The sequence below is a fragment of the Clostridium homopropionicum DSM 5847 genome (assembly GCF_001263795.1).
GTDB classification, from domain to species: Bacteria; Bacillota; Clostridia; order Clostridiales; family Clostridiaceae; genus Clostridium_H; species Clostridium_H homopropionicum.
Genome location: NZ_LHUR01000042.1, coordinates 242,325 through 268,704 on the forward strand (window position 1 = coordinate 242,325; position 26,380 = coordinate 268,704).

26 protein-coding genes are annotated in these 26,380 nt (G+C 30.2%); 3 read left to right on the top strand and 23 right to left on the bottom strand.

From position 1 onward, the window contains the following. Window positions 1-14: 14 nt before the first annotated feature. The 11 genes from spoIIR to CLHOM_RS16290 all read right to left on the bottom strand — a co-directional run bounded on the left by spoIIR (window position 15) and on the right by CLHOM_RS16290 (window position 11,241). Window positions 15-656 carry a stage II sporulation protein R gene (gene spoIIR, locus CLHOM_RS16240; RefSeq protein WP_052222733.1) on the bottom strand — a complete coding sequence of 214 codons (642 nt, stop codon included), beginning with the start codon at window positions 654-656 and terminating at the stop codon, window positions 15-17. A gap of 83 nt (window positions 657-739) precedes the next feature. Further along, the gene (locus CLHOM_RS16245) at window positions 740-1,924 is read right to left on the bottom strand and encodes a Ger(x)C family spore germination protein (protein WP_052222734.1); all 1,185 of its coding nucleotides are present in this window, start codon (window positions 1,922-1,924) and stop codon (window positions 740-742) included. Further along, on the bottom strand, window positions 1,914-3,014 hold the full coding sequence (locus tag CLHOM_RS16250; RefSeq protein ID WP_052222906.1) for a GerAB/ArcD/ProY family transporter: 1,101 nt from the start codon (window positions 3,012-3,014) through the stop codon (window positions 1,914-1,916). Before CLHOM_RS16250 ends, CLHOM_RS16245 begins: the two co-directional genes overlap by 11 nt. A gap of 22 nt (window positions 3,015-3,036) precedes the next feature. Continuing rightward, window positions 3,037-4,497, bottom strand: coding sequence for a spore germination protein (locus CLHOM_RS16255; protein WP_052222735.1), 1,461 nt, complete (start codon window positions 4,495-4,497; stop codon window positions 3,037-3,039). A 53-nt stretch (window positions 4,498-4,550) separates the two neighbouring features. Then, window positions 4,551-4,745, bottom strand: coding sequence for a CLC_0170 family protein (locus tag CLHOM_RS16260; RefSeq protein WP_052222736.1), 195 nt, complete (start codon window positions 4,743-4,745; stop codon window positions 4,551-4,553). A gap of 136 nt (window positions 4,746-4,881) precedes the next feature. Further along, entirely contained in the window at window positions 4,882-5,724 is an 843-nt protein-coding gene (ispE, locus tag CLHOM_RS16265; RefSeq protein WP_052222737.1) for a 4-(cytidine 5'-diphospho)-2-C-methyl-D-erythritol kinase, read from the bottom strand. A gap of 233 nt (window positions 5,725-5,957) precedes the next feature. Then, window positions 5,958-7,517, bottom strand: a complete 1,560-nt coding sequence (locus CLHOM_RS16270) for a DUF3794 and LysM peptidoglycan-binding domain-containing protein (protein ID WP_052222738.1) — start codon at window positions 7,515-7,517, stop codon at window positions 5,958-5,960. Window positions 7,518-7,646: 129 nt separating this feature from the next. After that, the gene (locus CLHOM_RS16275; RefSeq protein WP_052222739.1) at window positions 7,647-7,883 is read right to left on the bottom strand and encodes a Veg family protein; all 237 of its coding nucleotides are present in this window, start codon (window positions 7,881-7,883) and stop codon (window positions 7,647-7,649) included. A gap of 275 nt (window positions 7,884-8,158) precedes the next feature. Further along, the gene (gene yabG, locus CLHOM_RS16280) at window positions 8,159-9,049 is read right to left on the bottom strand and encodes a sporulation peptidase YabG (RefSeq protein ID WP_052222740.1); all 891 of its coding nucleotides are present in this window, start codon (window positions 9,047-9,049) and stop codon (window positions 8,159-8,161) included. Window positions 9,050-9,127: 78 nt separating this feature from the next. After that, window positions 9,128-10,033, bottom strand: a complete 906-nt coding sequence (locus CLHOM_RS16285; RefSeq protein ID WP_052222741.1) for a DUF975 family protein — start codon at window positions 10,031-10,033, stop codon at window positions 9,128-9,130. 197 nt (window positions 10,034-10,230) lie between these two features. Next, a complete protein-coding gene (locus CLHOM_RS16290; protein ID WP_052222742.1) occupies window positions 10,231-11,241 on the bottom strand; it encodes a CotS family spore coat protein in 1,011 nt (336 codons plus the stop codon). A gap of 144 nt (window positions 11,242-11,385) precedes the next feature. Here CLHOM_RS16290 and CLHOM_RS16295 point away from each other — a divergent pair, with 144 nt between their 5' ends. Then, window positions 11,386-12,513 carry a glycosyltransferase family 4 protein gene (locus CLHOM_RS16295; RefSeq protein WP_052222743.1) on the top strand — a complete coding sequence of 376 codons (1,128 nt, stop codon included), beginning with the start codon at window positions 11,386-11,388 and terminating at the stop codon, window positions 12,511-12,513. 78 nt (window positions 12,514-12,591) lie between these two features. On the opposite strand, the gene nifS is transcribed toward CLHOM_RS16295, so the two are convergent. From nifS to CLHOM_RS16340, 9 genes are all read right to left on the bottom strand, one after another. Then, entirely contained in the window at window positions 12,592-13,761 is a 1,170-nt protein-coding gene (nifS, locus tag CLHOM_RS16300; protein ID WP_052222744.1) for a cysteine desulfurase NifS, read from the bottom strand. A 56-nt stretch (window positions 13,762-13,817) separates the two neighbouring features. After that, the gene (thiI, locus tag CLHOM_RS16305) at window positions 13,818-14,963 is read right to left on the bottom strand and encodes a tRNA uracil 4-sulfurtransferase ThiI (protein WP_052222745.1); all 1,146 of its coding nucleotides are present in this window, start codon (window positions 14,961-14,963) and stop codon (window positions 13,818-13,820) included. Next, complete coding sequence (locus CLHOM_RS16310; RefSeq protein ID WP_052222907.1) at window positions 14,960-16,084, bottom strand: cysteine desulfurase family protein; 1,125 nt, start codon at window positions 16,082-16,084, stop codon at window positions 14,960-14,962. The genes thiI and CLHOM_RS16310 overlap by 4 nt, the downstream gene beginning before the upstream one ends. A 124-nt stretch (window positions 16,085-16,208) precedes the next feature. Then, window positions 16,209-17,144: a cysteine synthase A gene (gene cysK, locus CLHOM_RS16315; RefSeq protein WP_052222746.1), complete on the bottom strand. Its 936-nt coding sequence runs from the start codon at window positions 17,142-17,144 to the stop codon at window positions 16,209-16,211. A 65-nt stretch (window positions 17,145-17,209) separates the two neighbouring features. Continuing rightward, complete coding sequence (locus CLHOM_RS16320) at window positions 17,210-17,647, bottom strand: RrF2 family transcriptional regulator (protein ID WP_052222747.1); 438 nt, start codon at window positions 17,645-17,647, stop codon at window positions 17,210-17,212. 141 nt (window positions 17,648-17,788) lie between these two features. Further along, window positions 17,789-18,817 (bottom strand): CotS family spore coat protein, encoded by a 1,029-nt coding sequence (locus CLHOM_RS16325; protein ID WP_052222748.1) that lies wholly within the window; start codon window positions 18,815-18,817, stop codon window positions 17,789-17,791. A 13-nt stretch (window positions 18,818-18,830) separates the two neighbouring features. After that, window positions 18,831-19,589 (bottom strand): hypothetical protein, encoded by a 759-nt coding sequence (locus tag CLHOM_RS16330; RefSeq protein WP_052222749.1) that lies wholly within the window; start codon window positions 19,587-19,589, stop codon window positions 18,831-18,833. An 11-nt stretch (window positions 19,590-19,600) separates the two neighbouring features. Then, window positions 19,601-19,798 carry a hypothetical protein gene (locus tag CLHOM_RS16335; RefSeq protein WP_052222750.1) on the bottom strand — a complete coding sequence of 66 codons (198 nt, stop codon included), beginning with the start codon at window positions 19,796-19,798 and terminating at the stop codon, window positions 19,601-19,603. Window positions 19,799-19,816: 18 nt separating this feature from the next. After that, the gene (locus tag CLHOM_RS16340) at window positions 19,817-20,818 is read right to left on the bottom strand and encodes a CotS family spore coat protein (RefSeq protein ID WP_052222751.1); all 1,002 of its coding nucleotides are present in this window, start codon (window positions 20,816-20,818) and stop codon (window positions 19,817-19,819) included. A 150-nt stretch (window positions 20,819-20,968) separates the two neighbouring features. Between CLHOM_RS16340 and CLHOM_RS16345 the strand changes: the two genes are divergently transcribed. After that, window positions 20,969-22,087 carry a glycosyltransferase family 4 protein gene (locus CLHOM_RS16345; RefSeq protein ID WP_052222752.1) on the top strand — a complete coding sequence of 373 codons (1,119 nt, stop codon included), beginning with the start codon at window positions 20,969-20,971 and terminating at the stop codon, window positions 22,085-22,087. Window positions 22,088-22,131: 44 nt separating this feature from the next. On the opposite strand, the gene CLHOM_RS16350 is transcribed toward CLHOM_RS16345, so the two are convergent. The 3 genes from CLHOM_RS16350 to CLHOM_RS16360 form a co-directional block, all read right to left on the bottom strand. Beyond that, window positions 22,132-23,514 carry a radical SAM/SPASM domain-containing protein gene (locus CLHOM_RS16350; RefSeq protein ID WP_052222753.1) on the bottom strand — a complete coding sequence of 461 codons (1,383 nt, stop codon included), beginning with the start codon at window positions 23,512-23,514 and terminating at the stop codon, window positions 22,132-22,134. Between the two features lie 138 nt (window positions 23,515-23,652). Further along, the gene (locus tag CLHOM_RS16355) at window positions 23,653-24,525 is read right to left on the bottom strand and encodes a DMT family transporter (RefSeq protein WP_052222754.1); all 873 of its coding nucleotides are present in this window, start codon (window positions 24,523-24,525) and stop codon (window positions 23,653-23,655) included. Between the two features lie 224 nt (window positions 24,526-24,749). Continuing rightward, entirely contained in the window at window positions 24,750-25,499 is a 750-nt protein-coding gene (locus CLHOM_RS16360) for an ATP-binding protein (protein WP_052222755.1), read from the bottom strand. Window positions 25,500-25,616: 117 nt separating this feature from the next. Here CLHOM_RS16360 and CLHOM_RS16365 point away from each other — a divergent pair, with 117 nt between their 5' ends. Further along, window positions 25,617-26,294: a Crp/Fnr family transcriptional regulator gene (locus CLHOM_RS16365; RefSeq protein WP_052222756.1), complete on the top strand. Its 678-nt coding sequence runs from the start codon at window positions 25,617-25,619 to the stop codon at window positions 26,292-26,294. Window positions 26,295-26,380 lie beyond the last annotated feature (86 nt).

The window sequence follows — 26,380 nt, forward strand, 5'->3', positions numbered from 1 at the left end:
TCTTTTGTAACAAGCTATTCAATAAATTTCTTAATAGTTTCAACAATTTTAAATTTGAAAATCAATTTATTTTCTGAATTTTTATTTTCCCAGTTATTATTTACAATTTCATATTCTTTTTCATTTAGAACCTTTTTCATTTCATTTTCTGTTTCTTTATATGCAACTTCGCCTCTAGTGATATCTGTGAAACATAAAGGCGGAAACATAACACACCACCAATTCTTACCTTCACCACTTCCAATAATAATCCTATATGCCTCATAGTTTCCTTCTGGTAATGTAATATTTCCGTAGCTCTTTACAGGAAAATTTTCGTGAGATAGTGTTACATCAACTGAATAATTGTATCCCTTTTCCTTAATTACTTTTTTAGCTATTTCCTTAATAACTCCGGTATTTTCTTCAAGTATTTTTCTTGATTCATCTAGGCTTTTAGAATCCTTTAGCTTTGGGTAAACGTATGCTAGTACTTCATCCTTAACCTTAAGTTTTAATGCTTGATCCTCAGGAATATCGCTATTTGCTATAACATGAAATCGAATAAGCTTATTGGCTATTGTAGTTTGACTAGCATCGGCTTTAATATAAGAAACTAATAGAATGATTCCTAATAAAAAGGTAATAAAGGTCATTATAATTATTGCTTTTTTCATATATATTTCCCCCAATATTTTGTATATTACCTTTAAAATTATTACCACTAATTTCTTTATATATTCACTTTAATTCAATAAAACTACTTTGTAACTCCAATTCTCCTAGCTTTTGTAGCTATACTTACATCTATTTCAGCAGATTTATATACTTCATCCCAATTATCTTTCACCCTACTGAATAATTCTGGTCTAAACTTTTCTAGGTACTCCCTTATACCAATTACATCTATTCCATATTCTTCTTGAGTTATTCTAGCTACCCTTTCACACTTTTTTTCAAGAACATCATTAAGGTTATCCTGAATCTCCTCTAACTCCTTTTTAGAAAAAATATTTTTTTCTATATAGTATCCCTTTATTTGACCTTCTAACTCAACATCAATCTTAAATTTTAATTTTCTTGGATCTTTGTCTTCTATAAGCTTCAAATTTCTTTTTATACCTCTTATTTCAAACTCAACAGGATGACCATTTTTAAAAATTGTATCCTTTCCACCTTTGACATTTCCTTTTAATATTTGAAGCGGAGTCATATCTTCTATTTTTAAATTTCCAACCATCTTATAATTTTTTACAAGACTTAAGCCAGAAAATAAAATTTCCTTTTCTTTTTCCTTGCTAAATTCTATTGTTGGTATAGCTGCACTTCCTCCATCAAATAAACCTATTAAAACTTCATTTAATGTAACTGGCTGTATACTAGAGTTTTTAGAATTATTTTCCATAACTCCTGTTATATAAGCATCTACATTTTTCTCTAATATTGGTACTGCCTTTAGGAAATTTTCAGCCTTACCATCTGAAATTACAACCTTCATTGTTCTATTAACATTGGGCTGCCTATTAAAATAATCTAGTAGTTCCTTCACAGTTTCAGGATAATTTAAAATTTCATCACTGAAAATTAGAAGATTTGTGTGCCCAGTATGAACACTTCTACTAGTTTTAGCAGAAAGTTCAGTTATTGCATCCTGCATAGAAAAAGCTTTCACTTTTACAAATTGTTCACTAGCAGTACCTGCCTTCTGTGGTCCGAGCTCACTTATATCAGGAAATCCAAAGTTCACATTGAGTTTTTTAAAATCCTCTTCTGATATAGTATCATTAGATTTTACTTTACTGAATTCATCTTGTTTTTCAATATTTTCTCCCAAATCAATTGCTATTATAGATACAAAGGCTTTTCTGTTTATTTCTATCTTATCCCAGCACCCACTAAGCAAAGTACAGAGCAACATCAGAGGTATAACTCTCTTAAACTTCATGTTTACTTCTCCTCGAATTCTTTAATCCTGTTATTAATAGAATAATAGGTAATAGCCCTACAATCATTGTATCTATATAAGGTATAATCTTACTTCTAATATGATATACCTCAGCAATATTTTGAGGGTATAAAGCTATAATATAGATTATTGGGAGTAATATAGGTAAAGATACTTTTACATCTTGGAAATGAAATGTATCTCTAATTAACTCTGAAGCAAAATATAATATATTTACATAAGTTGTAAAATAAAATAAAATCCAAAATATCATAACAATACCTTCCCATCTTTCAATAAAGGTACCTTGAATATCCACTGTAGATAACATTGTCATTGTAGGCCAGAGTAATTTTGAATTGTAATCACTTGGGAAAGTAAAGATTGTTGTTAAAAATATGATTATATAAAATCCTACGATGAATAATATGCTTTTCGTAGTAACCTTAAAAATATCCTTTTTATCCTTTACAAATGGCAGTGCCATATATATTATTCCCAATCCAACAAAATTATAAAGGCTTACTTTTGTAGCTTGAATATACTGAATTGGCGTATGATTCAGTATAGGAAATACATTTGTAAAATCTGCTTTTACTAAAACAAAAGGAATTGTAATTAAAATTGGAATAAACATAATCCAGAAAGCTATTTCATTAAATTTTATTACACTTTCCATCTCTCCACGGCATAAAAAGCTGCCTACAATTATAGTAATAATTAAAATAAATTCCGTAGGAGTTTTATCTAAAAGGTACATTTTTAATACCTCAATAAAGGTTCTCATCTCAATAGAAATAATAAATATTCCTGCTAAAGCAATATAAACCGTAACTATTTTTCCTAATATTCTCCCCAAATTATCTTCAAGAATTTCCGTTAAACGCCTATAATCATTTACCTTAGTCATTTTAAACAAAATATAAATAAAAGGTATAATGACTAATCCACTTAAAATTGCTACAAACCAACCATCAGTTCCTATTTGTTCACTGAGCACTCTTGGATAGGAAAATAATGATGTCCCAACTACTGTTACTACTACAGTAGCAAATAAATCGTATTTACTTAAAATATTTTTACTACCCACCAAAACAGTACCACCCTTCTATTTATTTTTGCCTGATTTTATCCCCGGTGTTCATATAATCAGGTCTTTCCTTGTAATATTTAAATGGCACTCTAACAAATATATCTTTAAAATCTCTTATTTCTGTGTTAACAAGTGGTGCTAAATATGGTATACCGAAGCTTTTAAGTTTTATTAAATGACTTAGAACTAAGATCAACCCTAAAATTATTCCATAAAGTCCAATTATAGCTGAAGCAATTAATATAAGAAATCTTATTATTCTTAGCCCTAGAGTAACTTCATAATTAGGTGTAATGAATTCTGTTATAGCAGTAACTCCTACAATTATTATCATAATTGGACTTACTATGCCAGCACTTACGGCAGATTGACCTATAATTAGACCTCCAACTATACCAATGGTCGCTCCAATAGGTCTTGGAAGTCTTACAATAGCTTCTAGTAGAAGCCATAAGCTTATTTCCATTATAAGAGCTTCTACAAAAGCTGGAAAAGGTACTCCTTCTCTGGATGCTGCAATAGAATAAGCAAGTCTAGTTGGTATTATGGCTGTATGAAAGGAGGTTACAGCAACATATAATGCGGGAAGAATAATCGATATTAACAAAGCGAAGCTTCGCACTATTCTAATTAAAGAAGCACTAAACCACCTCTGATAGTAATCATCTGGACTTTGAAATAAATTTGCCAAGGTAGTAGGCACAATTATTGAGTAAGGAGAGTTATCTACTAGTATAGCTATTCTACCCTCATAAAGTGCTGCAGCAACTACATCTGGCCTTTCTGTACTTTGAATTTGAGGAAAAGGTGAAAGGTTATTATCCTCTATCATTTGCTCTATATATCCACTATCTAAAATTGCATCTATCTTTATTTTTTCTATTCTATTATATAGTTCCTCTAATACATCCTCATTTACGATATCATCAATATAGGCAATAATTACATCTGTCTTAGAACGAACCCCTATGGTTTTTGAAATCATCCTAAGCCTAGTATCCCTAATCCTCCTTCTAATAAGAGCTGTATTAAATCTAACGGTTTCAGTAAAACCTTCCCTAGCACCTCTAATGACAGTTTCACTGGCAGGTTCTCCTACCCCTCTGGCCGCCCAAGCACGCGTTGCTATGACATACGCCATATCTAAACTATCTAGAAGCATCAGTGTATCCCCAGAGAGCATTGCGTTAATTCCTTCGGATAGTTTTTTAACTTCTCTAATATCTGAAACTGTGAGTATTCTTTCTTTTATGTCATAAATACTTTTTATTGGTTCTTCTCTACCCATTAAGCTTTCAAGTACATAGTCATCTAATAATTTTTTATCAGCCATTCCATCTATGTAAATTAAAGCTGCATTTAACTTTTGAAACCGAAACTCTCTTATTACCAGATCAGAATTGCCTTCCATTAAATCTTTAATGTATAAAATATCATTTTTTATTTCACTTGAAATATGGTCTTTAATCTGTTCTTTCAAATATTTCACATCCTACCTAATTTAAATTAAAAATACTTTAGGTAAATAAACTATCATTTCATAGAAAATCTAGCTATAAACAACACAACTCCAATAATAATTAATACCCTACCTACTAATTTTGCTTTTTTCTCCACATTGAATTGACCCTTTTTTCTAAATTCATTCGCATCTAATAAACCAAGCAATAGGAAGTCTATAATTATTAAAGCTAAAAAATAACCTCCAAAAAGATTTATAACCCTCATTTAAATCACTCCCACTTTCCTTACTGTATTTTTTGTATTAAATTTTAAAATATACATTAAAAACTCCAGTCAAAAATAAAAAACACTATGTCTGCCAAAACAAAACATAGTGTTTTAAATATTATTTCTTGTAATTCTATATTGTTTTAGTTATAAATACTTCGCTATATTTCTCCTTGAAATGATCATAGCATCTTTGAGCCTTCAACATATCATCAAAGAATCCAAACATAGACGGACCACTTCCGCTCATCATAGCACCTAAAGCACCCATCCTTATGATTTTTTCCTTTATATCTTTTAATATTTGATGTTTTCTCAAAGTAACATTTTCCAGAACATTTTTCATATTCTCGCTTACATATTGAATATCATTTTCTCCTATTGCTTTAATTAAGTCAAATGTATTTGGATGCTTATATACTTTATTTAAATCTAAATTTTTATAAACCTCTTTAGTAGATACACCAAAATTAGGTTTAATTAGAACTAAGATATGTCCCTTAAAAGGCTCAATTGGAGTGATAATTTCACCTATACCCTCGCACAAGGCTGTTCCTCCCCTTATGCAGTAAGGAACGTCAGCACCTATTTTTAGTCCTAAGCTACTAAGCTCCTGAAAGTTAAGATTCAAGTTATATATTTTGTTCATTGCATTAAGCACAGCAGCAGCATCAGTGCTCCCTCCTGCAAGTCCTGCAGCTACAGGGATATTTTTAATAAGCTTTATACTCACTCCTCCTTTTATATCATAAGTATCAATAAAAAGCTTTGCTGCCTTATATGCTAAGTTTCTTTCATCCCTAGGCACATAAATCTTATTACACTCTAGAGTAATATCTTCATTATTTTTTTCTATATCTAATAAATCGTATAATTCTATATTTTGCATTATCATTTGGAGTAAGTGATAGCCATCATCTCGTTTTCCAACTACATCTAAAGACAAATTTATCTTAGCATATGCTTTTACTAACATTGTTTTTCCCCCATATTTTTTAGTTTAATTTAACTAAGATATTATATCATAATGACATATTTTAAATAAAGGGGAAGTTAGTTTATGTTTGATTAGTTGCTACGCAACTGAAGAAAAATGCGACGCATTTTTCTTAGGTAACCAGTAACCAGTGACCAGTTGCCAGTAGGATTAATAACACTGGTTACTGGGAATTGGTTACTGGTCACTAAGAATTTTACGTCGTAAAATTCTTAAATTACTGCTCTTCCAGGAATTATCAATTTTTGACCAACAGAAATATTTTCACCTTCCAAATCATTTATTTTCAGTAAATCTTCCACAGTTGCAAAGTATTTTTTTGCAATTTTCCACAGAGTATCCCCATCTTGAACTATATAGATAGTAATACTTGCTTTTTTCTTTATTACTTCTTCATCAGAAGGAAGTATATCTTCTAAGAACTCCTTATGAGCCTTATAAGTTACCTTTGCATAAACTTTTACCAAAGCCTTTATAGCAATAGTACTAGCTTCAACATAGGCGTCTAGACTTTCTAGATTTGCTTTCACAATAGCATCCATATCTATTTTGGCTCCTGGCATGTCAACATTGCAGCTAAAAGGCACCTGCTCATTAACTGCAGCTACATAATTATCTTCATCATTAGTCTTAAATATTATAGATGCATTGATAAGCCCTTCAATTTGCACCTTATCCTCAAGTATTTTTTTATCTGTTACTACTACCTTACCAGATGAATTCAATACTTCTGCTGGTTTTAAAGCTTCAGCTGGAAGTTCAAGATTTTCCTTAACAATAATATCTCCTACATTCTGTCCTAATGTAACATCCATGTCGTAGTTCTTTTTTTCCATTCTCAATATTTTAGAAGGAGAATATGCATCTTCTATCATATTAAACTCTTCTTTATGCATTACCTTAGTTTCGCTTGTAATTATAGCTTCAACATCTACAATGCGATTTTCTCCTAAATCATCTTCTTTGATATCGAAATCTACGTCCTTTACTTTAAAATCTGTATTACTTTCCATATAATAATTTACAGCACTAGCTTCTATCTCATTATTTATAAATATATCTTCCTCTAAACTTGAAAGTTCTCTGCTTCCAGATGCCTTATATAAAATTTGTATTTTAGCAAAGCCTTCAACTTGAACTTTTCCTTCAAGAAGTTTAGTATCTCCTTTATGGATAGTAACATCACATTTTATTATTTTACCTATTTCAGCCTTTTCCATAGGTACTTGAAGTCGTGATTTTGCTATTATTTCCCCTTTTACTACTCCAATTACTTTATCAATTGATGAAGGATTTTTTAGAAGTTGAATATCCTCTAAGGCTTCAATGTTCTTAATCACTGGCACCTCCAGTTTTCTATATACCTTACCTTTTAACTGCATAATACCTTCAATTGATATTTTTCGCTCATTAATTATGTTGCACTCAATATGTTCAATATTACACTCTATTTCACAGGTCATATCCGCTCTAGCTCCGCTCATTTCAATATAATTTGAAAAATCTCTAGTATATATTACATTATGAACTTCACTGTTATTTTCACCGTTTGCTAAATACATAAGATTATATCTTATTTGTCCTTCTACAAATATCTTATTTTGCATTACTTCCTGACCAGTTATTTTAGCTTTTGCATCTAAAGTAAGTATCTTTTGTACATCTGGCTGCACATCAGGTATTACATAATCCTCCTTAATCATATTGTCTAGGGTATGTTCACCTAAAAGTTTTTCATATTCTATATTTTCCTTTATCAACTCCATAGTCATCCATCCTACCTCCCATAAAATACCTACTGATTAATGTATATAATTCATCGTTTTAAATTATGATACAAAAATAAATTTTTTTATTTTTATGGAATAAAAAAAAAGAGATACTGAAATACAGCATCACTTTTATCCTGCGAAGTCTATTTGAACTGTTTTTGTCAAAACATCTGAGTAACTATATGTGACTGTCCTTTGGGTGTCTTCTTCCAATCTAACAACGAATATGCTAGGATATGTTTTTTCTAAGACTCCACTACTCACTATTATCTTTCTTCTGCCGTTGTTAGCTCGTAGCGTCACTTTTTCTCCTATATGGTCATCAATTTGACTTTTTATGGACGCTAATACATTCATTTTTTCCATAACTAGCACCCTCTTTCTACAAAGTATATTATACAACAAATACGCTTAATTGTCAAATAACTTAATATTTTATCACTAACTTATTATACTTGTCAATGTGAATTTTCTGTAAACAAATCAAGCTTCAAGCAAAAACCTTGTCTTGAAGCCAAAATACTATTTATTAGACAATTATAGTGATATTATTCTCAATAATGCTATTATATATACAATATTTTATTATTATTTATTAAAAAATTTGTTACAAAATTATTAAAATATAAATTAAAATTTTTCTAAGAATATTTTGATTTAGGAAAGCCTTCCCTATACTTGCCTCTAGTTTGAAGTCCTCCAATACCCTCAACCCCTGTTATAGTATTCTCTATCAGATCCTGAACTGATACTATCTTTTCTACATTTGTATATGCTACCCTTTCTGATATGAATACGGGATCTAAGCAGTGTATTAATATTCTATTAGGGGAGCTTGCAAAGTTAGCACCTGCATCCAATATAGCTTCATAACAAGATTGACACGCACCTGCAAATATCACTAAGTCATCATAATTAGGTTCGTAGTTTCTAAGCTCTGTTACTGATTGAACAAAAAACTTTGAGTTTTTATAATTATCAATATTCATGTAGTCTTCTGCACCTTTTATAATAGCGTCATGACCAGTGAGAACTACTATGTCAGGTTTTACTGATTTTACTAGGGTTAGTATTCGTTTTGGCTGATCTGCTTCAGGTATCACATGTCCAACCGCTTCTACAGATAATTGCTTATAGGTTTTTAAACATACATCCAAATATTCCGCATCTCCATCTATGTGCAAAACTCTTCCAGGTCTCCCAAAGAGCATTGATGGTGCCTTATCCTTAGTCGGCTTTGCACTTTTACTCCTACTTATTTCCACCTCAGATCTATACCCTTTTTCATCCATTCTACTCATAAGTATCTTCTTTATGGAACCATTTACCTTTCGATTAAAAGTAGCCTCTTTTTTACTCATTATTTCTTCAGAAACTAATTCTAAATCTTCTGAAGGGGAATCTGCAATTATTCTTAAATTTATTCCCTTAAGTATATATAGAGTTGAATCCTTTATTTTTTTAATTTCAATTATTTTAAAAGTTATATCTTTTCCATAAGATTTTCTTACAACTAAATCACCTATGTCCAATGTATCATCCCCAACATAATAAAAGTTCTACTTTCATAGTATGTTAGATATGAAATATTGTTCATAGGTGAAAGCTTACTATTGTTCATCTTGATTTTTTTCTAAGGTAATTTCTATTTTATCCTCTATTATATTCTCAGCTTTAGGCTCAGAAATTTCTTTTAAGTTATTATAAAATTCTGCTATAGAAGAATTTATATAAGGAATAATCCAAAGATATCCTATGAATAATGTTATTATTGATAAAATGTGCCATCCTATAAAACTAATCTGCAAAAGTAAAAGTCTTACTTTATTTCCTTCCATTATTTCCTTACTTGCACTTATACATTCCATAACTGCAAAATCCGGATTATCTACAAAAATATAATAGGTCATTGCATAACGAGCTATTAATAAATAGCTTATAGTGGAGCATAAAATAGCTGCTATTATTATAATAGCTAATAATCCTGCAATTAGGCTAAATGATATGTTAGGATCATAAAAAATATCTAGAGTTGATGCTTGAGATATAATAATTATGATAATCAAAATAATTGCTGGAATCCATATAACTAAACTCCACAAAAAAGAAAAAATCCCCACAATCAATTGTATAAGAAAGTTTTTACCAAAATACTTAAAGCCGCTAAAGAGAGTTTCCACCTTTAGCTTTTCTTTTCTTATTAAGTTAAGAAAAAATTTAGATATTCCATAGGAAATACTGCCGCCAATCAATAAATTTATAATCATTCCTAGCCTAACCAAAATAGTAACAGCTAATGTTCCCTCTGAAATTTGTTCAATACTAGTATTTAATGAATCTAATCCTCTTGAAATAATATCTATTAGATTTGAAATCTCTCCACTAAAGGAAAAAGCATTAGTTATCAAGGTTGCAAGAAAGGTTAGTAATATTGCAATTCCCCAATTTCCTTTTAGCTTTTCTTTAGCTCCTCTTTTCAGTTCTCCAATACTCTTGATTCTAATATCTTCATTCATCCTAAAAATAATTTAATAAACTTATATAAACTGTTTATTAAACTTCCTCCTATCCAAAAATAATAACAGTAATATATTTATAATATTACATTATATTGCAATCTTCATCAACATATTTCAACTATCATCAATCTCAACAATAAAGCCATATAAGGTAATAGTATCTTACATGGCTTTATATAGAAAAATTATTTTATTCATAAATCCTCATTTTGATTATAGACTTTCTTGAACTCATCAATAAATTTAATATACTGCTCCTGTTCTCCAATTAAACCTAGAATTTTTTTATTAAAGGTGTTAGTTCCCCAGTTTACCTCATTATAATAATATCTGTTACCTAGCCTCCAGAAACGTTGAGGGAAAATTAGGAATGCAAATAATACTCTGTACTCCTCCTCAGTTAATTTACTGACTTCATTGTAAGCATCAATAATTAACTTAGCAAATTCTATGTTCCACTCACGTCTTTTTAATACCTTGGTTATAAAGTTTGCAATATCGTATGTCCTTACTTCCCTTTTACAGTAGTCAAAATCAATTATATTAATATTGTCGTCCTTATCTATTATTATATTATGATATGTGTAGTCGTGATGGCAGAAGCTCTTTTCTTCTTCTGTAGTCTTACATATGCCTATATAATCAGAATCATCAAGAACTTTTATTGCCCTCTTTCCTAATTCCTTATAAAAATCAATACTCTTTATATAATTTAAATCAAAATCTCCCTTTCTGTTTTTTTTTCTTGCCATATCTCTCATTTTTTCTAAAGCCTTTACCCTTTTTTGCATAAGGTGAGGCCATCTACCTAAGTCACTTTTTAATTTGCTATTTTCAGGAGGATCATATCCCTTTGAAGCTAAGTGCATATATGCCAATGCTTTTGCAGCTTTCTCTATATCCTCATTATTATGAAAATCGCATTCCCTGCCATCAATCCAATCTGAAAGAGTATAAATATCTTCATTTACAAGTGCATAAGGCTCTTCCTGAATATTTAAAGTGTATTTATCTACATGAGTAAATCCATTAGTAATTAAATGTTCTTTTGCACCATATACAAAACAAAGTTTCTGTATGCCGTAGCTTATCCTTTTTAAGCATTTCATACCTTTGTTTGTTTTCAAGAAGTATACTCCTTTATTGGGTTTTATACTTTCTATTCTAATATCGAATTGCCTTTCAATTTCAAACTCCCTCATCATTTTTTACCGCCTCCCCTATAAATTTATATGTATAAAATATATATTTTAGAAGGTTTTTTTATTCATAAGGATTTATTAACATTTTTATATAATCTGCAATATACTGAATTATACTTTACTATTACTTTTTTGAAGGGATGCTCTATGAAAATAGGAATTGATTCACGTGCAGCAAAATGGTACAGAGGAACTGGAATAGGTACTTATTCTTATCAGCTTATTAATTCTTTAAATAAAATAGACATAATAAATAAATATCTTCTTTTTATGCCCCAAACAAATAGCATTGATATAAAATTTAATTCTAATTATGAAATCAAAAATATAAATCAAGATCTACAAGTAAACTTTTGGGATGAGGTTAATATTCCTACTATTTTAAAAAGCGAGGATATTGATTTGTATCATGTTCCTCAGAATGGAGTAGGACTTCCCAAGGAAAAAACTTGTCCTTTCATAATAACTCTACATGACATTATTCCCTATAGGATGCCCGAAACTGTAGGTGAAGTATATTTAGATATATTTCTTAAGGAAATGCCCACTATTATTTCTAAGTGTGATGGAATAATTACTGTTTCCAACTTTTCTAAACAAGATATAATTTCTGCTTTTAATTTTCCTGCTGAAAAAATATTTGTTACTCATTTGGCTAACGAAGAAATTTATTTGCCTTTAGACAAGGATAAATGCAGTAGATTTATAAAAGAAAACTACTATATCTCTGGGGATTTCATTTTATATGTAGGAGGATTTAGTCCAAGGAAAAATATAGTTGGATTGATTCAAGCCTTTAGCAAAATAGAAAATAAATTAAAAAATAGAGACATTAAGCTTGTTATTGTAGGAAATAAAGGTAAATCTTATAGTTTATATAAAAAAACTGCTGAAGATTATAATGTTAGCGAAAAAGTTATATTTCCAGGTTTTATTCCTTTAGAGCATATGCCTCTATTCTATAATGCCTGCAAACTATTTGTTTATCCTTCACTTTACGAAGGCTTTGGTCTTCCCCCTATCGAAGCTATGGCCTGTGGTATACCAATTATAGCCTCTAATTTAACTTCAATTCCTGAAGTAGTAGGTGATGCTGGTATACTCATTAATCCATACGATATAGATGAATTAAGCAGAGAAATGCTTCATATTTTTGAAGATGAAGCATTTAGAAATTCCCTTGCAAAAAAATCTCTTTTGAGAAGCTCTGAATTTAGCTGGAATAAAACTGTAGAAAATACATTAGAGGCTTATAAAAATACTATTAGAAAATAGGAAAAAAATCGCTAGTCCCTAGTCGCTAGTCTCTATAGTGACTAGGGATTAGTGATTAGCGATTAACTACTAATATTATTATTTTATTAATCTTTCTTCCAATGTGATATTTCTTATATCATCAACTATCTTCTCTATAGTTTCAATAAGGTAATCAATATCACACTCATTAGTTTTAGCTCCCAAAGAAAATCTTATTGAACTTTTATTCATTTCATCTGAAATACCCATACTTTGTAGTACATGAGAAGGTTCTATAGATCCTGCTGTACAGGCACTTCCTGCCGAAGCATAAATACCTTTTCTATCAAGAGCAATAAGCAGTGCTTCTCCATTAACACCTTTAAAGCTGACATTTACATTACCTGGTAGTCTTTTATTTCCTAAAGGTCCATTTAATTTTGAACCCTTTATTTTTAATAACCCTTTTATTAACCTATCTCTTAGGTTTATAAGCCTTTCACTTTCATCTTTAAGGTTATCTACGGCTAGTTCTATTGCTTTTCCTAAGCCTACAATTCCAGCCACATTTTCAGTTCCGCTTCTTTTTGCTCTTTCTTGAGAACCGCCATGAATTAAATTATGAATATTTATTCCTTTTCTTATGTAAAGGACCCCAATTCCTTTTGGCCCATAAAACTTATGAGCAGATAGAGATAATAAATCTATATTCATGTCCTTTACGTCTACTTCCACTTGACCAACTGCTTGGATTGCATCCGTATGAAATATAATGCCTTTTTTTCTGCACAATTCTCCAATTTGCTTTATAGGTTGAATACTTCCCACTTCATTATTGGCAAACATAACTGATACTATTATAGTTTTACTATTCATGGCTTTTTCCAAAGCATCTAGCTTAATAATTCCTTCTTCATCTACTGGAATATAAGTTACCTTAAAGCCTTGTTCCTCAAGATATTTACAAGTGTTTGAAATAGCATGATGTTCAATTTTTGATGTAATAATATGATTACCTTTATCTCTAAGTTTAAAAGCTGCTCCCTTAATTGCCCAGTTGTCTGCCTCTGATCCTCCAGATGTGAAAAAGATCTCTTCTCTACTTGCGTTTATAGCTTTTGCTACCTTTACTTTAGAGTCGAAAATAGCTTTCTTCCCCTCTCTTGACATAGAATGAGCTGAAGAAGGATTTCCAAAATGTTCAGTAAGGTATGGTAACATCTCATCTAATACTTCTTTTTTTAAATAGGTTGTAGCCGCATAATCTATATATACTTCTTTATTCATATTTTCTATAAAGGTACCTTTAGTAACCTTTTTTCTCCCCTTTCGAAATATAAACTTTAAAACTTAATAAGTTCAGTATTATTTATAGCTTCTTGAACTAGTCTGTTTATGTCTAAAGCCTCTTCAGATTTACTTATAGCTTCAAGTCTAGGCTTAGTCTTAGGATGTTTTGGAACAAAAATAGTGCAGCAATCTTCATAAGGCAGAATAGATATATCATAAGTTCCTATTTTTCTTGCTATATCCATAATATCTTCTTTATCATTTCCAATCAAGGGTCTGAATACTGGTCTGTCAGCTACAGCATTACTTACTACTAGACCTTCCATAGTCTGGCTTGCTACTTGCCCCATACTTTCTCCTGTTGTAACTGATTGTATTTCATATTTTTTTGCCATTTCACACGCTATTCTCATCATGATTCTTCTCATAATTATTGTCAGTTCATCTTCTCTACATTTATTTATAATTTCAATTTGAATTTCAGTAAAAGGCACTACAAATAATTCCATGCTTCCTGTGTAATTCGTTAATTCCTCACATAACTGTTTTACTTTTTCTTTAGCTCTTTCACTAGTATATGGATGACTGTGAAAATATACTGAGCTTACTTCTACTCCTCTTCTTGCCATCATATACCCGGCTACTGGAGAATCAATGCCTCCTGATAACATCAGCATTGTTTTGCCGTTAGTTTTATATGGCATTCCTCCTACAGCATTAATAGATCTAGAATATATATATGATTTCTCTCTTATTTCAATATTAATAAGGCATTCTGGATTATGAACGTCTACCTGCAAATCTTCAGAATTCTCTAAAATGTAAGCTCCTACCTCCCTGCTTAAATCCATAGAAGTTATAGGGAAGGTTTTATTTGCTCTCTTTGTATTTATCTTAAAGGTTTTAGCTTTGCTTTCTTTTGCTTCTTTTAAAGCCTTTTCTTTTATTGCATCAAGTTCCGCTTCCACTTCAGTAACTAATGCTATACTTGATATTCCAAAGACCTTTTTTACCTTATCTATAACCTCTTCAATACTATCAGAAGCTATAAACAATCTATTTTGGTCCATAATAAATTGGTATTGAATTTCCTGTAGTGCTTCCTTTATATTCTCTAACAGCTTTCTTTCAAATTTTCTTTTGTTTAGTCCTTTTAAAAATATTTCTGATGCATACTTTACAAGAATTAACTTTCTCATTTTTTCAATCTCCTTAGAAATGTCATCAAATTTTTCAATTCCTTTATTACGTAATCTACTTCCTTTTCAGTATTGAATTCACTAAAACTGAATCTTATAGAACCATAAATCTCATCTTCTTTAAGACCAATTGCCTGAAGTATATGGCTTTTCTCTTGTAGTTTTGATGAACAGGCTGATCCTGTAGAAGTGTATATATTCCTTTCTTCGAGAGCATGAAGCAAAACTTCTCCCTTAACTCCTATAAAAGAAACATTTAATATATAAGGTGAATAACTATCTCCATCACTGTTTATTTTTACTCCTTCTATTTCCTTTAACTTTTTTATAAAGTAATTTTTAAGAGCTAATACTTTGTTAAAATTATCCTTCAGTTTTTTATGTTTTATTTCTGCAGCAATAGAAAGTCCTACAATAGCGGGCACATTTTCAGTTCCGCTTCTTAATTTTCTCTCTTGTCCTCCACCTATTATTAATGGCATTGGATTAAGTCCTTTTTTAATATAGGCTGCTCCCACTCCTTTAGGTCCATGAATCTTATGTCCACTTATAGAAAGTAAATCTATATTGGCCTTTTTTACATCTATAGGCAGCTTCCCATAACTTTGAATAGCGTCTACATGAAACTTAGCTCTGATGCTTTTTTCCTTTATGACTTTACCAATTAAATTGATGTCCTGTATAGTACCTATTTCATTGTTTACATGCATAATACTTACTAGTACAGTATCTTTATTTATACTATTAGATAACTGCTCTAAATTAATTTGCCCTTTATGATCCGTATCTAAATAAGTGACCCTAATTTTCTGATTTTCTAATTCCTTGAAAGTATTCAGTACACTTGCATGTTCTATTTTTGATGTTATTATATGCACATTTCTCTTTACAAAACCTTTTATTAAAAAGTTATTGCTTTCACTTCCACCAGAAGTAAATACTATTTCTTCCTTTGAACAGTTTAAAGTTCTTGCAATTATTTCTCTCGACTCATTTAGTTTTTTCTCGCTTTTAAGTCCATATGAATGAGAAGAAGATGGATTTCCATAATAATTCCTCATTATATCTACCACAGCTTCTATTACTTCTTCATAGGGTTTTGTAGTTGCACTGTTATCCATATATATTTCATTATTTAATTCCAATTAAGCTTCCTCCTAATTCACAGACCTTAAAAATTTCCCTAAACTTAGATAAAACTTTCCATCATATGAGGAAAGTTTTATCTATAGTTCTATATAAATTTTATTCTTCAAATAATGTTGGTATTGATAAATATCTTTGTCCTGTATCAGGAAGTATAACAACTATATTTTTGCCTCTGTTCTCTTCCCTTTGTGCCAATTGCTTAGCTGCAAAAACTGCTGCCCCTGCAGATATTCCAACTAATAGCCCTTCAGTAGTTGCAAGCTCTCTTGTAACTGCAAAAGCATCATCGTTTGCAACTTTAATTATCTCGTCAAATACTTCTGTATTTAATACTCCTGGTATGAAACCTGCTCCTATACCTTGTAACTTATGAGCACCTGGCTTTCCTCCTGATAGAACAGGAGAATCTTCTGGTTCAACAGCTACTACTTTTACATTAGAATTTTTAGCTTTTAAAGCTTCTCCTACTCCAGTTATTGTTCCACCTGTTCCAACTCCTGCTACAAATATGTCAACTTGACCATCTGTATCTCTCCAAATTTCTTCTGCAGTAGTTTTTCTGTGAATTTCAGCATTAGCAGGATTATTGAACTGTTGAGGTATGAATGAGTTTGGTATTTCTTTTGATAACTCTTCTGCCCTTGCAATAGCCCCTTTCATTCCTTCTGCTGCTGGAGTTAAAACTAGCTCTGCTCCATAGGCCTGTAGTATTTTTCTTCTTTCAATACTCATTGATTCCGGCATAGTTAAAATTAATCTATAACCTTTTACTGCTGATACAAACGCAAGACCAACCCCAGTATTTCCACTAGTAGGCTCAATTATAACTGAATTTTTATTAATTAATCCTCTTTCTTCAGCATCTTCTATCATCGCATAAGCAATTCTATCTTTTATACTTCCTGCCGGATTAAAATATTCTATTTTACCAATAACTTTTGCATCTAATTTATTAGCTCTTTGAAATTTTTCTAATTCAATTAATGGTGTGTTTCCGATTAACTCAATTAAATTTTTTACTATTTTCATGATAAAACCTCCCCTTCTTTATTTAAAATGACATTTCCTTCTTTGCCCATAACTAATAGGTAATATAGCTAAATATAATACATATAAGCCTCACTACCAATTTTATTGTATTCCCATACTAGGTCTTCTAAGGTTATAGAATCTACAATTTCATCTATTGCTTCGTTAATTTTTGTCCATACATTTTCTCTTATACATCTGTCAATTTTATTATTGCCATCTTCTTCTAGAGATACTATACTAATATCCCCTTCCAAAGCTCTTAAAATCTTGCCCACTGTTATCTTGCTTGCCTCTTCGCTCAGCATATACCCTCCCTGTGGTCCTTTAATACTTTTTACAAGATCATTTTTTCTCAAAGCTGAGAAAATCTGCTCTAAATATCGTTCAGAAACATCTTGTCTTTCCGATATACTTTTTAGGGTTATACTATTCTCACTATCTGAGTAAAGTGCTAGGTCAATCATAGCTTTTAATCCATATCTTCCTTTTGTAGAAATCTTCATTATTCCACTCCCTTAAAAACTATTTATGTTTTCCTACTATTCCTACCGTCTTACTAAGCTTATTATATTATACCTAGAACTTTTTGTCAATAAAAAAATTTTAGGCTATATCAAAATATTAGCCTAAAATTCATTAATTATTCAACAATATATTTCTTTATAAATTTTCAAATATTCCTCTCTATCTTCCTTGAAATTGTTCTTTTTAATTAATTTTTCTAGGAAAAGTTCGTAGTTCCAATCCTTAGTTCTTGTATAATAAGCTTTAACAATATTAAAAATATCCTGTGGAAAAATAAGTAAACCGTATAGCACTTCTAATTCTTGTTTATTAATGCTATTTATGATTGAATAATTGTTTAATACCATTATAGTTTTATCTATATCATAGGCACAAGTTTTCTCTATTTTATTAATAAAATTGCATAAATCGTGAACCTTCAAATCTATAACGGAGTAATCAAAATCAACAAAATAAGCTTCATCTTCTTTTATTAAAATATTATGATGAGCTAAATCATGATGACAAAGAACTATTTTGTCTTCCTCACTGCACAATTTATAGTAACTAGATTTTTCTATAATATTTATACTTTTCAATATTTGATTCTTATAATATTCAAACCCATCAATAAATATTTTATCGAATTCACTTTTTTCCTCATTGATTTCAGCTAGATTTTTAAATAGCTCAAGTTCCTGTAGCTTTCTTTTAAAATTATTTATTGTCTTTCCACATTGAAATCTGGTAGGACTTTTATACTTGAAACCTTCTGAAGCCTTGTGAAGTTCTCCAATGGACTTTGAACAAGTTTCTATATCTAAAGGATTACTATATTCACTTTCTCTAGCATTAATTAAATCCATTACGCAATAGGTCTTATCATTCCATGTAAAGTAAGGTTTCCCTTCTTTATTTAATACAAAAGAAAAAACCCTGTGAAAAAAATTTTTTCTTATATATTCTAATCCAGAATATATGAAATTAATGTCGTCTACTGTAAGATCAATTTTTTTCAAAATCTTATTACCCTCATTAGTAACAAGTATAAACACCTTTCTTACAGGAATTATGTCTTCTACTAAAAACGTAAAATTGTTAAAAATATCAATATCTAAATCATACTGAACTAAAGCCTTCTTATCTTTGAACTTTATATTTTCTAACATGTGAACACCTCCTTTATAATAAATTTATATTACTTATCTCTATAGACTTTTTAAGCTTATTTAGATAATTATTTACATCATATTCAGTCTGCTTACTTGTACCCTTTATAAAGCACCTAATGAATTCATGTGGAAAGGTAATCATCGCTTTCATAAAGCTAAGACTATAGTGACTTAAATATTCAAATTCGCAAAACTTTACAAGCAGCTTCTCATAATCTAATTTAATTCCCTTTTTTATAAGCTTATTTAGATAATAAACTGCATCTAATTCTACTAAATCATAGGCACATTCTTTTAAACAAGCTACTTCAATAAACTCCCCCTTTCTAATATTGTTAATATTATTATCTCCTAGCACTATCTCGCATCTATTCATGCTCCTTTTAATAAGTTCTAAATATCCATTATTACTTATTTCTTCAATGCACTTTTGTGATATTTTTAAATATGTTTCTCCATATTCGAGGGATACCTTTTCAAAGGAATTAAGCTCTTCCTTATTTCTAATACTCTGAAGCTCTCTAGTAGCTTTCTTAAAAAAAATTTTATATTGTTCAAGGATTCTACCACGCTTGTCTTGGAGTCTATAGCATATATAATCATTATAGCCCATAATTTTTTTATGAAATTCACTTATAAGTTTTAGGTAGTCTAGTGCACTTTCTTCTCTCATGCTTTTATTTAGCTTTAATTCTTCATTTAAGCTATTTTCTATAATGCCTCTTTGCTTCGCATATTCTAAGAAGGCTACATGAGCTAAATTGTTCATCAATTCCACCTCTATCTATCCTTTTTATTCATTTTCTTAATTATATTTTTCTTTTCTTTTTCTAGCTCTTTAAGTTTCTTTTGTCTCCTTTTTATTTTTTTCAGCTTTTTTATATAATCCTTAAGTTCCACTAACTCTTTATCATATTCATCTATTTCCATTTCATCTGTATCAATATAATTCATTTCCTTATCTTCATGCCTACTCATTGTAAAACCTCCCTTTTTCTAAATACTACTTATCAATTCTTTTACAAAATCGCTTCTATGCTCCCTATCTTCTATATACTTTTCAAGCTTCTTTATAAAGAATTCTTCACCCCAATCCTTCTCTTCCCAATAACATTGAATCCCCCTCTGCCAATAATCCTGAGGAAATTCAATAAAAGCTGAAATAATGGGGATATCTTCTTTATAAATCCAAATGTAGGAGCTATACACATTAAAAATATCTTTAGCTTTTTCAATATCCCATCTTCCATACTTCATAGTTCTTATAAGAATACTAGATAGATCATGAAGGTGAGTATCCAAAATACAATAATCAAAATCAATAATATTTAAGGAATCCTCCTTATCTATTAACACATTGTGATGGGCATAATCATGATGACAAAAGCCCCTATTCAATATCTCTTTCTTCATTTTATTCATATAATCACTTTTAATTAGATGATTTATAGAGCTTTCAGCTCTCTCTAGTTCTTGATTCATAATGGACAAATAAAGCATATCAAATTGAGTCTTTTTAGATTTTTTATCAATCCTATTTTTAAAATCTAAAATTTCATTTTTTCTAGTCTTATATGTTTCAATCCATTTTAACCATCCTATCCTAGGTTTCATATCATTTGTAACTATAAAGTTTCTGCTTTTTATGTGCAGTTCAGCAAGCTTTAAAACAGCCTTAGATATATCTAAAGGATTATCATAATTGCAAAGCCTACCATTTACCCAATTAGTTAAATAAGCATATTTTGAACCTAGAGTAATATAATCACAATGATCTTTTGTCTTAATTATTTCTGGTATTTTTTCAAATTGATTTTTTTGAAGATGCTTAATAGCACTTAGAATAAAGTAGAAGTGTTTGAATTCATAGTGGATTAATTTTAAACAGAATTCTCCACTTGAAGAGTTTAGCTTAAATACATTTTTTATTTTCTCTATTCTTTGAATGTCTAAATTATATTCTCTCTCAACTATCTCTTTCACATCTTGGGTATTCAAGAGACCTTCCTCCAAATTATTTATATATTTTTATTATATGAATATAATTTTAGTGTGTGAATAATTGAAAGTGTTAAGGATTTATATCACATTTTTATGCCTACCCTAATATAAATATATATATAGGTATTTTTTTAAGGAGAGGAATTTATGAGAATAGCCATTGATGCTAGGGGTATCAATTGGTATCATGGTACCGGCATTGGTACTTATACAGATAATGTTGTTAGGAGTCTTTTAAATATAGATAAAGACAATTATTATAGACTATATTGGTCAGAAAGGAATTGGGAGGACTTTATTAAAAGCAATACTAGTATAATAATGACCTCTAAAAAGCATACAAGATTTTTTGAACAAAACTATATTAATGAAGATTTAATTAAGGCAAATATAGATATTTACCATGTTCCTCAAAATGGAATAGGGTTAAATCTAGAAGGTAATTGTAAAAAAGTAATTACTATTCACGATCTTATTCCCTATGTTATGCCTGAAACCGTAGGCAAGGGATATCTTTTAAAATTTTTAAAGGAGGTCCCTAATCTAATACAAAATGTAGAAGGAATAATAACAGTTTCCGAGTATTCTAAAAAGGATATACTTAAATTCTTTCCTATAGATCCTGAAAAAATTTTCGTAACTCCCCTTGCAGCAGACAGTATCTATAAGCCTTTGGATAAAAAACTATGTAAAGAGTTTATAGGTAAAAAATATAATATAAATAAGCCTTTTATTCTATATGTTGGCGGATTTAGTCCAAGAAAAAATGTAAAACTTCTGATTAATTCCTTTCTAGAAGTTTTTCCATTTTTAAATGAAGATTATATTCTTGTAATAGCTGGTGCAAGAAAAGATTTAGGAGAATATTTAAACAAAAAATATTCTAATTTATCCTCAAAAATTGTATTTACTGGTTTTATTCCGCAAGAAGAACTTCCAATTTTCTATAACTGTTGTGAAGCTTTTGTATACCCTTCTCTTTATGAAGGCTTTGGTTTACCTCCTTTAGAAGCCATGAGCTGTGGTGCTCCTGTTATTACTTCCAAGGTTACCTCTATACCAGAGGTAGTTGAAGATAGTGGACTTCTTATTGATCCAAATGATAATATGGCTTTACCAGAAACCCTTATAAAGCTTCTAAATGATGAAGACTTTAAAAAAATCTTTAGAGAAAAAGGCTTGAAACAGGCTTCTAAATTTTCTTGGGAAAATACTGCAAAAAAAACTTTTGAAGCCTATAAATCAATACTTTCTAGATCAATATAAAAAAGTTTACAGTAATGCACTGTAAACTTTTCTATATTTTCACATCATCCCTTAGAAAAAGCTTCATTTCCTTTTTCATTAAACACTTCTTTCCAAGCTTCATCTGCATAAGGTGAAAACTCCTTAGCAATATTTTCTATATTATTTATAAATTTTTCATCCCTAAGCATAATTTCGGCGCCTAAATCAGTTGGTTTTGCACCGACTTTCTCGCATACTTCTCTTATTACTTTAGGATTATCTATCATCATGCAAGGCTTAAGCATGTTTTTATTATATGGCTGTCTATGTCTTAATTCTTTAAAGAATGCATCTCTAAATATATTAATTAAATGCTTTCCTTTTAAATTTTGGGTAGCAAAGTGCGCAAAAATGCATGGTTCACAGTCCTCGTGAACATTTACATGGAAGTAATACTTTCCTGCTATACATCCACCAACAAAAGGGGCGTCATTGAAAAAGTCTAAAGTGAAATAAGGTTTTGTTTTTCTTATTTCACGTGTTCGCTTTCCTAGATAAATTCTTTGTTCAGGAGTTAACATTAAATCAAAGTTAGGATTTTCACACCCTACTGGCATAAATAAAAAGTACCAGTTCATCTTTACCCCTTTTTCAATCAATTTATCTACAAATCTATCTGACAATACAGAATCTATATTTAATCTTGTTACGGCTGTTGAAACACCAAATAATATACCTCTTTCATTTAGTAAGTCCATAGCATGCATAACCTTATTATAAGTACCTTTTCCTCTTCTCTCATCTGTTTCCGCCTCTTCCCCTTCAACTGATAGCATCGGCACTACATTACCTAACTCTTTTAACTTGTCCGCCATTTCTTCATTGATTAAAGTTCCATTAGTAAATGGAGAAAAGATTATATCATCATACTTTTTGTATATGTCCAGCAGTTCTTTATAAAAAAATGGTTCTCCTCCTAACACTACTATATAGTATATACCAATATCTCTTGCTTCCCCAATTATTCTATCAACCTCTTCTATAGGAATCTTTGGTTGATCAAGTAAATCTGTTGCATAACAGCCCACACATCTTAAATTGCACTGCATGCTTGGACTAATTAGCATAACAAAAGGAATTTTCGTATCCTCTTCTTTTAGATATTTTTCCCTTTTAGAACTTGCATACCAGTTAGCATTAGCCAAAAAATTAGTAAAAAACTTCTTTAAACACTTTTTGTCTGTATTTTTTAATATGCTCTGGATTAGTTCATTGGTAGATGGTTGAGTTTTATAATAGTTGTGAACAAACTCTATTTGTTCTAGTTCATGTTTGTTTTTGGTAATCTTTTTGATTGCTTCAAAAATCTTATCAATATTTTTTTCTGGGTCCCTGTCAATAATGTTAAGTACAGTGTTTACCATTTTTTGCTTAACACTTTTTTCTATACTGTCTTTTACACTCATTGCAATTCCCCCCCTAAAATTAATATTAAATAAATATGCAACCCTAATTTCATTCTAGTACTAAATTATTTAACTTCAACATGAGGGGGAATATTGTTTACACTTTGTTCATAAATACTAATCGTCTTAAATACTATTCTAATCCTTTAATTGAACTAGTCTTTTTGGCAACTTAATATTTAACACCAGCATACCAAATAAAATAAATAAACATCCTATTAGTGCCTTACCTGTTAAAGCATCTCCTATGAATACAGAAAATATAGCACTGAACACAGGCTCAGCTAAAAATATAATAGCTGCGTGAGTTGGCTTTGTAAATGGCTGCATCTTATTCTGTACATAATAGGCATAAATAGAACAAAATATAGCAGTATAAACAACTGAAGATACAGTAAACTTATTAACAGGAAAATTTAAGCCTTCAACAGCAACAGCTGGTATAAAAGATAAAATACCAATTACAAACATTTGAAGAAAACTTATTACTGCAATATCTACACCTCTAGCATACTTATCAACTAATATAATTTGAACAGCAAAAGCTACCGCTGAAATAATTGTAAGTATATCTCCAAAATTTATACTCATATTAGAATCTAATGACATTATCCCAAGTCCTAATACTGAAAAAATTACACCTGCAACACTCTTAAAATCAGGCAGCTGCTTATAAATCATAGCTATAAAGAAAGGCACAAATATAACATTCATTCCTGTTAAAAAACCCGACTTACTTGGTGTTGTATACACTAGCCCAACAATTTGAAGAATGCACCCTACAAAAAGAGCAAGGCCAATAAGTGCTCCTGATTTAATAGTTTTTCTATCAATATCTTTTAGCTTTTTAAAAACCATAAAAAATAAAATCAATGCTGCAGTTAAATATCTAAAAGATAAAAAAGTATAAGGCCCCATCTGTTTTAATGCTACACTCATTATAGGAAAGCTCGTTCCCCAAACCAGTGTTACAGATAATAAGGCTAAATCCGCTTTAATTTCTTGTCTCATTTTATTCACTTCCTTCTTTTCTTAGTAACCAGTAGCCAGTAACCATTAAAGATAGTTTTACCGAATAAGATCATCTTAATTGGTTACTGGGAATTGGTTACTGGTTACTGAAAATGTTTCGCATTTTCCCATGTCCTATTGTAGCAGATTAATTCTCACTGGTAAACCATAGAAGGGGCCAGACCCCTGGGAATTGTGCCCAGGGGTCTGGCCCCTCCTATATCTTATATATTTTGTACTATTTCTCCATTAACATCAATAATTACTTCACTATATGGAATTATTTTATTGGCTTCTAGCATAGCGCTTTTAACAGAACTAACTATGCCGCCACAGCAAGGTACTGTCATTCTTATAACCTTGATACTTCTAATATCATTGTCTCTTAATATTTGAGTAATTTTTTCTTTATAGTGATTGTTGTCATCTAATTTTGGGCATCCAATTGCAGTAATTCTTCCTTTAATAAAGTCCTTATGGAAATTAGCATAAGCAAAAGCCGTACAATCTGCTGCTATTAATAAATCTGCTCCTTCTAAAAATTTAGCATTCGGATTAATCAGATTTAGCTGAACCGGCCATTGCATTAATTCTGAAACAGCACCTTCATTTGTTTCAACTTCTTCTCTTTTAACCTGCTTTTTAACTTCTAACTTTACTGTTGGTTTCTGAATCATCTTAGCCATAGTTCCTGGGCAGCCGCATGCTAATGGTTCTACCTTCGCTTCTCTCTTTTTCTCTTCCATTCTTTGTTTAACCTTCTCTTCGTTATATTCCTCAGCTTCCCTTTCAATTATTTCTATAGCGCCAGTAGGACATCCTGGAAGACAGTCTCCTAAACCATCGCAGTATTCATCACTAATAAGCTTTGCTTTTCCATCTATCATTTGTATAGCACCCTCATGGCATGCATTTACACAAATTCCACATCCATTACACTTTTTTTCATCTATAGTTATAATTCTTCTTTTCATTATAATTTCCTCCTTGTATACACAATACTTGATTTATTAAGTTAATTATAATATTATAAAGCTATTAAGTATGTAACATAAGTTACAATTGTAAATAAATTAAGGAGCTAAATCATTATGAATTATATCATAAATAATTTAAAAGATTGTACCTTGTTTAAAAATTTTACAGCTGAAGAAGCTGAAAAAATACTGTTAAGCATTAATTATAAAGTAACCAGCTTTAAAAAAGGAGAGATTATTGCTTTTGAAGATGATCCTATTTCAAGCATAGGCATTATACTTGAAGGTTCTATTGAAGTGCAAAAAAATTATCCTTCTGGAAAGGTAGTTACCATTAATCGTATGCAAAAAGGAAATATTTTTGGTGAAGCTATAATCTTTTCTAATAGAAGAACCTACCCTTCTACCATAGCTTCTTCAACTGATTCTAAGGTTCTATATATTAACCAAGATGATATAATAAAGCTTTGCAGCAGTAACAAGACTTTTCTTCATAATTTTATGAAGGTACTATCAAATAGAATTTTAAATCTAAGCAACATATTGCGTACCTTATCCTATCAGACTATTAGACAGAAAATAGCTAGCTTTCTTTTAGATGAATATAAAAAACAAAAGAGTCTTGTAATTAAGGTAAGCTCATCAAGACAAGAGATGGCTGATCAATTTGGAACTACCCGCCCTTCCTTATCTAGAGAATTAATTAATATGAAGGAAGATGAGCTTATAGACTATGATAAAAAAACTATAACTATTTTGGATATAGATGCTCTAGAAGAAACCTTGTTTTAAGCATTTATAATCAACTTAATAAATATTTTAATATACTTAATAGTAGATAAACCTTCCCCAATTTTCAATTGAAGAAGGTTTATTAT